Here is a 5553-nt window from a genome sequence, read left to right as displayed (position 1 = left end):
TGTATAAGGGGCGGGGGTGGCGGCGGCCAGCAGGGTGGGGGTGCGGCGCATGGGCATCCTCATCGTCGGAGTGGGTGTGACGTACGCAACCTAGCCGGTCGTCCAGCGTCCGTACAGGGTGTGTGTCACGCCCGTCCAGCCGGATGCCGCCCGTGTCGCGGCCGCCCGCGCCGCGCCCGGCGCCACTGCACGCCCCGCCGGACCGGGCCGGTCGTCGTCGTCCACAGGCCGTCCGGCGGGTCATGTATCCTTGTCCGCACGAACCATATTGACCAGTGAAGACCTCGGCGGGCCCCTGTGCGCCACAGATCCGAGGCGGCGAGAGATGCGAAGGGGGTCACGCTCATGGGGCGCGGCCGTCAGAAGGCGAAGGCCACGAAGCAGGCACGGGAGATGAAGTACTTCTCTCCCGGAACAGACCTCTCGGCACTGGAGCGAGAGCTCACGGGCGGACGCACGCGCGGCCCGGAGCAGGACCAGGAGCCCGAGTACGAGGATCCGTACGCGGACCTCTACGCGGAGGACGAGGACGACGACGCGCGGGCGCGATGACGCCCGCACGGCATCCGGCCCTGGACGGGTATCAGGCCGCCCTGCGGTCGATCGCCAGGGTGGTGGATGAGACAGCACCGCTGCAGGACCCCGAGACGGCGTCTCGGGGTCTGCTGCGTCTGATGGAGGAGTCCCGCCCGCTCGTGATCACCGGGGCCGGCGTGTCCACGGACTCCGGCATCCCGGACTACCGGGGGCCAAACGGGTCCCTGCACCGCCACCGGCCGATGACGTACCAGGAGTTCCGGGACGACCCGGCCGCCCGCCACCGCTACTGGGCACGCTCGTTCGTGGGCTGGCGTCGCATGGACCAGGCCCGGCCGAACGAGGCGCACCGCATCCTCGCGCGCTGGGCGGCCGAAGGGCGGATCGCCGGCGTCCTGACCCAGAACGTGGACGGGCTGCACGCCGAGGCCGGACGCGCGGCGGGGATGCCGGAGGACCGGCTGATCGAGCTCCACGGGGACCTGGCGCGCGTGGCCTGCCTGAACTGCGGGGCCACCGAGTCCCGCCGTGACCTGGACCTGCGGCTCGAGGCCGCCAATCCGGGCTACCTCGAGCGCGTGGCGATCGACCCGGACGCCGTGAACCCCGACGGGGACGTCTCCCTCGACCAGCACTGGGTGGAGGAGTTCACGATGGTCGGCTGCCGGGTGTGCGGCTCCGTGAAGCTCAAGCCGGACGTCGTGTACTTCGGCGAGTCCGTGCCCGCGGCGCGGCGCGCGGCCGCGGAGGCGATGGCCGACGACGGCGGCACGGTGCTCGCCGTCGGCACCTCGCTGGCCGTGATGAGCGGCTACCGGTTCGTGCTGCGGGCCGAGCGGGCCGGGCATGAGACGGGGCTGATCAACCTCGGCCCCACCCGCGCCGACGCCAAGGCCCGCTGGCGCTGGCGCGCCCCGGTCGCCGACGCGCTGGCCTGGCTCGACGCCCGCCTCTGACCCCCACCCACGTTTTCGTGCGGGAAACGGCGGACGCCGGGGCGTTTTCGTGCGGGAAATGGCGGGCGCCGGGGGTGTGGACACCGGGTGGCCCGGGGCCACGCACGACTCCTGCACAGGCGGCGCCGCCGACGTCCTCGTCCACGGTGGGTGCTCCCGCGCGGCCGGGGTCGGCCGGGTTGAGCCATCGTCACGGGCATGGTCACGTCTTCCCTGCCCCTATCGGACATCGCCGAGGCCGGCCGGCCGTTCACCCGTGGCGACCTGCGCGCGGCCGGGGTCTCGGAGCGACTGGTCCGCGGCGGTGACGTGCGGCGCGTGACGCATGGGGTCCATCGGCTCCGGACTGACCACCTCGGCTCGTGGGCGGAGCTCGGCTACGCCGAGGCGCCCGCTCCCTTCGCGCCGGAGGAGACGGCCGCGGTCGTGGAGGCGAGCGGGGGAGTGGCCTCCCACCTCACGGCGCTGCTCCTGCACCGCGTGCCGCTGCCGCCGTTCCTGGCGGAGGACGGCACGGTGCACGTGTCCCGGCCACACCCGCGCGGGGCGAGCGTCCGCCCAGAGATCACCTCGCATGCCCGCCTCGTCCCGGCCGCGGATGTGACCGTCCTCCACGGGATCCGCCTGACGAGCCTGGAGCGATCCTGGGCGGATCTGGCCGCACTGCTCCGTCCAGGCATGCTCGTGCCCGTCGTGGCGGCCGGGGACGCTCTCGTCCACCGGCCGTGGTCGCCGGAGGGGCGCCGCTCACCACGGACCACGACGGCGGCCCTGCGGTCCGCGCTCCTGCGTGCCGGGCGGTTCAAGGGAGTGCGCACCGCCCGTGCCGCCCTCCAGCTGGTGCGGGTGGGCGCGGACTCCCCACAGGAGACAGCCCTGCGACTGGCCCTGCTCCACGCCGGCCTGCCCGAGCCGGAGCTCCAGCTGGTGCTGCACCCGGGCCGGGCGCGGTCGCCGGACGCGGATCTGGGGTGGCGGCAGTGGCGCATGGTGGTCCACTACGACGGCGGTCACCACCTCGACCCGGCACAGGTCGCCGTGGACGCGTGGCGAGACGAGGGCTGGGCGCGCGCGGGCTGGACGCAGATCTGGGCCACGGTGGACGACGCACGGGACGACTTCCGGCGCGTCGTCGCCGAGGTGCAGACGCACCGGGCCCGGCTCGGCGGGCGGGTGTTCGCGTCGTGAACCGCCGTTTCCCGAACGAAAACACCCCGGAGCCCGCCGTTTCCCGAACGAAAACGCCCCCCGGGGGGTCAGGCGGCGTACTGGCCGCGCATCAGCACGGCGCCGCCGTCGACGCCCTTGGCGCCCTGCACGAAGTCCAGGCCTGCGGCCGCCGCGTCGTCGGTGAGGGCGCCGATGGTGCCCATCTCCCACGCGTCGATGCCGGCGTCCACGAGCACGGAGATCGACGTCGCGGCCACCTCCGGGTCCACCACGGCCACCATGCCCACGCCGAGGTTGAGGGTGCGCTCGAGGTCGGACTGCGGAACGCGGCCGAGCTCGCCCACCAGGCGGAACACGGGCGGCAGGGACCAGGTGTCGCGCTCGACGGTCGCCATGAGGCCCTGCGGGAGCACGCGCGCCAGGTTCGCGGCCAGGCCGCCGCCGGTCACGTGGCTGAACGCGCGCACCGGCAGGTCCGAGCCGCCGTCGTGGCCGTTGAGGCGCTGCACCAGGTCGAGGCAGGCGCGGGAGTAGATGCGGGTCGGCACGAGCAGCTCCTCGCCGAGGGTGCAGCCGAGCTCGGTGACCTCGCGGTCGAGGGACCAGCCCGCGGCGTTCACCACCCGGCGCACGAGCGAGTAGCCATTCGAGTGGATGCCGGAGGAGGCCATGCCGATCACGACGTCGCCGGACTGCACCCGCTCCGCGCCCAGGACCATGTCCGCCTCGACCACGCCGGTGGCCGCGCCCGCCACGTCGTACTCGTCCACGGCCAGCAGGCCCGGGTGCTCGGCGGTCTCGCCGCCCACGAGCGCGGTGTCGGCCAGGCGGCAGCCCTCGGCCACGCCGCGCACGATGTCCGCGATGCGCTCGGGCACGACCTTGCCGCACGCGATGTAGTCGGTCATGAACAGGGGCTGGGCGCCGACCACCACGATGTCGTCCACGACCATGCCCACGAGGTCCTGGCCGATGGTGTCGTGCTTGTCCATCGCCTGTGCGATCGCCACCTTGGTGCCGACGCCGTCCGTGGACGTGGTCAGCAGCGGCTTGCGGTACTGCAGCAGCGCGGAGGCGTCCCACATGCCGGCGAAGCCGCCGATGCCGCCCAGGACCTCGGGGGTGTGGGTGGCCTTCACGGCGTCCTTCATCAGCTCGACGGCGCGGTCGCCGGCCTCCACGTCGACGCCGGCCGAGGCGTAGGTGATGGGGGTGGCGGAGGAGGGGGTCTGGTTCGGGGTCACAGCGGGATCCTGTCCGTCTCGGTGAGCAGCTTCTCGTCGTCGGCGTCCGGGCCGGGCTCGCAGCCCGTGGCGGTCACGGTGGTGGTCTCGCCGTCCACGTCCAGCACCACGGTGGACGCGGGCGACACGGCGACCGGCTCCAGCAGGCCCTTGCCGCGCTCGCCCTCGTCGGCCAGCGGGATCGGGTAGTCACCGGTGAAGCAGGCGGTGCACAGGCGCTCGCGCGGCTGCCCGGTGGCCTCGATCATGCCCTCCTCGCTGATGTAGGCCAGCGAGTCGGCGCCGATGGATGCGGCGATCTGGTCCACCGCGGCGCCGTTGGCGATGAGCTCGGCGCGGGTGGCGAAGTCGATGCCGTAGAAGCAGGGCCACTTCACGGGAGGGGAGGAGATCTTCACGTGCACTTCGGCAGCGCCGGCCTCCTTGAGCATCCGCACGACGGCGCGCTGGGTGTTGCCGCGCACGATCGAGTCGTCCACCACCACGACGCGCTTGCCGGCCACCACGGTGGACTGGACGTTGAGCTTGAGGCGGATGCCGAGCTGGCGCAGCGTCTGGGACGGCTGGATGAAGGTGCGGCCCACGTACGCGTTCTTCACGAAGCCCTGGCGGAACGGCAGGCCCGAGGCGTCCGCGTAGCCCACGGCGGCGGGCGTGCCGGACTCGGGCACGGGGATCACGACGTCGGCCTCGACCGGCTGCTCGAGCGCGAGGCGGCGGCCCATCTCCACGCGGGACTCGTACACGGAGCGCCCGGCGATCGTGGCGTCCGGCCGGGCGAGGTAGACGTACTCGAACACGCAGCCGGCCGGCTTGGACTCGGCGAAGCGGGTGGAGCGGATGCCCTCCTCGTCGATCGCGATCATCTCGCCGGGCTCGACCTCCCGGATGAAGGAGGCGCCGACGGTGGCGAGGGCCGACTGCTCGGAGGCCACCACCCAGCCCCGCTCGAGGCGGCCGAGCACGAGCGGGCGCACGCCCTGCGGGTCGCGGGCGGCGTAGAGGGTGTGCTCGTCCATGAACACGAAGCAGTAGGCGCCGCGGATCTTCGGCAGCAGCTCGAGGGCGGTCTCCTCGAGGCGGTCCCCGGGGGTGCCGTGCAGCAGGGCCGTGACCAGGGCGGTGTCCGTGGTGTTGCCCTGCTTCATCTCACCGTGGGTGTGGCGTCCGTCCGCGGCGTGCACCATGCGCAGCAGCTCGGCGGAGTTCACGAGGTTGCCGTTGTGCGCCAGGGCGACCGTGCCGTCGTCGGCGGTGGCGCCCAAGGTGGGCTGGGCGTTGGCCCACTTGTTCACGCCGGTGGTGGAGTAGCGGCAGTGGCCGACGGCGATGTGGCCGCTCAGTGCGGTCAGCGTGGCCTCGTCGAACACCTGGGAGACCAGGCCGATGTCCTTGTAGACGGCGATGCGCCCGCCGTCCGAGACGGCGATGCCCGCGGACTCCTGGCCGCGGTGCTGGAGCGCGTACAGGCCGTAGTAGGCCAGCTTCGCGACCTCCTCGCCCGGCGCCCACACGCCGAACACGCCGCATTCGTCCTGCGGCCCCTGGTCCTGGGGGTCGAGGGCGGCGGTCAGGCGGCCGTCGCCTCGTCGGGTGCGCGGTGCGATCACTGCTCGGGGGTCCTTTCGGTGGGGGTGGTGCGGGCG

5 protein-coding genes are annotated in these 5553 nt (G+C 73.3%); 3 read left to right on the top strand and 2 right to left on the bottom strand.

Annotated elements, in window-relative coordinates; translation table 11 throughout:
• Positions 1 to 345 precede the first annotated feature (345 nt).
• The 3 genes from CITRIK5_RS07835 (at position 346) to CITRIK5_RS07825 (ending at position 2681) form a co-directional block, all read left to right on the top strand.
• A complete protein-coding gene (locus CITRIK5_RS07835) occupies positions 346 to 552 on the top strand; it encodes a DUF3073 domain-containing protein (RefSeq protein WP_036314242.1) in 207 nt (68 codons plus the stop codon).
• Positions 549 to 1493, top strand: a complete 945-nt coding sequence (locus CITRIK5_RS07830) for a Sir2 family NAD-dependent protein deacetylase (protein WP_061867644.1) — start codon at positions 549 to 551, stop codon at positions 1491 to 1493. Before CITRIK5_RS07835 ends, CITRIK5_RS07830 begins: the two co-directional genes overlap by 4 nt.
• Before the next feature lie 198 nt (positions 1494 to 1691).
• The gene (locus CITRIK5_RS07825) at positions 1692 to 2681 is read left to right on the top strand and encodes a hypothetical protein (protein WP_159833443.1); all 990 of its coding nucleotides are present in this window, start codon (positions 1692 to 1694) and stop codon (positions 2679 to 2681) included.
• 68 nt (positions 2682 to 2749) lie between these two features.
• On the opposite strand, the gene purM is transcribed toward CITRIK5_RS07825, so the two are convergent.
• The gene (gene purM, locus CITRIK5_RS07820) at positions 2750 to 3907 is read right to left on the bottom strand and encodes a phosphoribosylformylglycinamidine cyclo-ligase (protein WP_145950673.1); all 1158 of its coding nucleotides are present in this window, start codon (positions 3905 to 3907) and stop codon (positions 2750 to 2752) included.
• Positions 3904 to 5517, bottom strand: coding sequence for an amidophosphoribosyltransferase (gene purF / locus CITRIK5_RS07815; protein ID WP_159833441.1), 1614 nt, complete (start codon positions 5515 to 5517; stop codon positions 3904 to 3906). The genes purM and purF overlap by 4 nt, the downstream gene beginning before the upstream one ends.
• Positions 5518 to 5553 lie beyond the last annotated feature (36 nt).

This window comes from Micrococcus sp. 116, assembly GCF_902506395.1.
In the GTDB taxonomy this organism is placed as follows: domain Bacteria; phylum Actinomycetota; class Actinomycetes; order Actinomycetales; family Micrococcaceae; genus Micrococcus; species Micrococcus luteus.
The sequence above is the reverse complement of the archived record's forward strand: the minus strand, read 5'-3'. Positions and strand labels throughout refer to the sequence as shown.

Excerpts from the sequence above, each read along its gene's own strand:
- CITRIK5_RS07835 (WP_036314242.1), top strand. The coding sequence starts at position 346 with ATGGGGCGCGGCCGTCAGAAGGCGAAGGCCACGAAGCAGGCACGGGAG.
- CITRIK5_RS07830 (WP_061867644.1), top strand. The coding sequence starts at position 549 with ATGACGCCCGCACGGCATCCGGCCCTGGACGGGTATCAGGCCGCCCTG.
- CITRIK5_RS07825 (WP_159833443.1), top strand. The coding sequence starts at position 1,692 with ATGGTCACGTCTTCCCTGCCCCTATCGGACATCGCCGAGGCCGGCCGG.